General features: G+C 70.9%; 2 protein-coding genes. One reads left to right on the forward strand and one right to left on the reverse strand.

The features are described 5' to 3' along the window. Positions 1–1,196: ROK family protein (locus ACTUAL_RS31900; protein WP_440902830.1), on the reverse strand; the 1,196-nt coding region annotated here is incomplete at its 3' end. A 196-nt stretch (positions 1,197–1,392) separates the two neighbouring features. Here ACTUAL_RS31900 and ACTUAL_RS31905 point away from each other — a divergent pair. Then, a partial coding sequence (locus tag ACTUAL_RS31905) for an ABC transporter substrate-binding protein (RefSeq protein ID WP_440902829.1) occupies positions 1,393–2,833 on the forward strand: 1,441 nt, incomplete at its 3' end.

A 2,833-nucleotide genomic window follows, 5' to 3' on the forward strand; every position in this document is an offset into this window, starting at 1 on the left:
CCGCCCGCCAGCGGCGATCCGCCCGCCAACGCTGAGCCGCCCGCCAGCGGCGGTTCGCCCGGCCGCGAAGCCGCGCCTGCCACGGGCAACCCGCCCGTCAACGAAGACTCGCCCGCCGCTGGTTCCCCGCCTGCCAACGGCACCCCACCCGTCAACGCTGAGCCGCCTGCCAGTGGCCCCCCGCCCACCATGGGCGATCCGCCTGCCAGCGGCGATCCGCCCGCCAGGGGCGATCCGCCCACCGTCCGCGTCCCGTCCGCCCGCGCGGTCCCACCCGCCAGCGCCACCAGCTCCGCGAACGCCGCCCGCTCGTCCCCCTCGCCCAGCTCCCCGCCCAGCTCCCGGTACCGGTCCAGCACCGCCCCCGCGCCGACGTACGCCTCCAGGCACCCGCGCGCCCCGCACCGGCAGCGCCGTCCGCCGTGGACGACCGTGGTGTGCCCCCACTCGCCCGCGCTGCTGGTCGACCCGCGCTGCGCCGCGCCGTCCGCCACCACCGCCGCGCCGACGCCGGAGGCCAGCAGCGCCACCACGACGTGCCGCGACCCCCGCCCGGCGCCGAACCACATCTCGGCCTGGCCCTGGGTCTTCGCGCCGTTCTCCACGAACAGCGGCAGCGTCGTGCCGCCCGCCCTGACCAGCTCGGCCAGCGGCACGCCCGACCAGCCGAGGGTCTGCGCGTGCACGAGCGTCGCCGCGCCCCACGGCGCGCCCCCCGCCCCGCCGCGCCGCTCCACCTCGCCCGGCACGCCGATGCCCACGCCCAGCACCGAGCCCTGGTCCGCCCCGGCCAGCGCGATCACCTCCGGCACGGCCGCGGCGATCAGCGCGCCCACCGCGAGCGGGTCGGTGGGCGGCAGGTCGTGGTCGAGCGCGGCGATCCGGCGCAGCGCCAGGTCGAACAGCTCGACGGCCACGCCGGTCTCGCCGACGTCGACGCCGACCACGTGCCCGTAGCCGGGGTTGACGCGCAGCAGCGAGCGCGGCCTGCCGCCGTCCGACTCGACCGTCCCCGCGCCGACGACGAGCCGCTCGTCGACCAGCCCGGCGGTCGCGGTGGACACCGTGGCGGCGCTCAGGCCGGTCCTGGCGACCAGCTCCTGCCTGCTCAGCGGGCCTTCGAAGTACAGGGTCGACAGCAGGGCCGATCGGTTGTGACGTCGCAGGTCGCGCACGGTGGCGCGCTTGGCAGGCATGGTCGGCAGGATGCCGCCCACTTCCTTCACGACTTAAAATTAGACTAAGTTTGTAACCTGTTCGTTATTGACGTGACCTGACTCACCGGGGTTGAGTCTTCGGCAACCCGAGGACGCGCACCGTCCCACCCGCGATGGCACACGCGGTCCGACCCGACCTGGCGCTCGCGAACACCCGTTCCCACAAGGAGAAACCATGCGACTCAGGCGAACGGCCGCCCTCGCCCTCGCGGCGATCACGGCCTTCACCCCGCTCGCCGCCTGCTCCACGAGCAACCAGGGCGCGCAGTCCCAGGCCGGTGTGCTGAACGTGGGCAAGCCGGACGGCCCGCAGACCGAGAACAACAACCCGTTCCTCAACTCGTCCGCCGCGACGATCATGGGCTACCGCAGGCTGATCTTCGAGCCGCTGACCATGGTCAACGAGACCGACGCGACCCAGGAGCCCACGCCCTGGCTGGCCAGCGAGTGGGACTGGCAGGACAACTACTCCAAGCTCGTGCTGACCGTGCGCGAGAACGTCACCTGGTCCGACGGCAAGCCGCTCACCCCGGCCGACGTCGCCTACACGTTCACCCTGCTCAAGAACAACCCCGGCCTGAACATCCAGGGCCTGCCGATCGACGGCGCCACCGTCGACGGCGGCAAGGTGGTGGTGAGCTTCCCGCGCTCCCAGTTCACCAACCGCAACAAGCTCCTGGAGCAGTTCATCGTCCCGGAGCACGTCTGGTCCACCTACGCGAACCCGTCCACCGAGACGGTCAAGCAGCCGGTCGGCAGCGGTCCGTACACGCTGAAGTCCTTCACCCCGCAGACCCAGACCCTCGTCGTGCGGGACAGCTACTGGCAGGAGCTGCCGCAGGTCAAGGAGGTCCGGTACACCGCGTACGCCGACAACAACGCGCAGACCACCGCGCTGGCCAACGGCACCACCGACTGGAGCTTCGTGTTCATCCCGAACTACGAGGCCGTCTACACCAGCAAGGACCCGCAGCACAACAAGCTCTGGTTCCCGCCGGTCCTCGGCATCCACGGCCTGTGGTTCAACACCAAGAGCGCCCCGTGGGACAACCCGGCGCTGCGCCGCGCGGTCAACCGGGTGGTCAACCGGCAGGACATCTTCGTGCAGGGCGAGGGCGGCTACTTCTACCCGAAGGTCGACAACATCACCGGCATCCCCACGCCCGCCGGTGACCCGTTCATCGCCGACGAGTTCAAGGGCAAGACCGTCGAGGTGGACGTCGCCGCGGCCAAGAAGGAGCTGACCGACAACGGCTTCAGCTACGACGGCGACAAGCTCAAGGACCCGTCCGGCAAGCCCGTGACGCTGAAGATGACCGTGCCGTCCGGCTGGTCCGACTACGTCACCAACGTCGAGATCATCAAGGACAACTTCTCCAAGATCGGCATCAACGCGACGGTGAACCTGCAGAACGCCGACGCGTGGACCAAGGCGCTCGACACCGGTGACTTCGGTGCCGCGATGCACTGGACCAACAACGGCCCCACGCCGTACGACATCTACCAGTCCATCATGGACGGCGCGCTGTACAAGCCGGTCGGCCAGGGCGGCATCAACGGCAACTACGGCCGCTACGAGAACCCCGAGGCCACCGCCGCGCTGGAGCAGTACGCCA

The sequence above is a fragment of the Actinosynnema sp. genome (assembly GCF_052038725.1).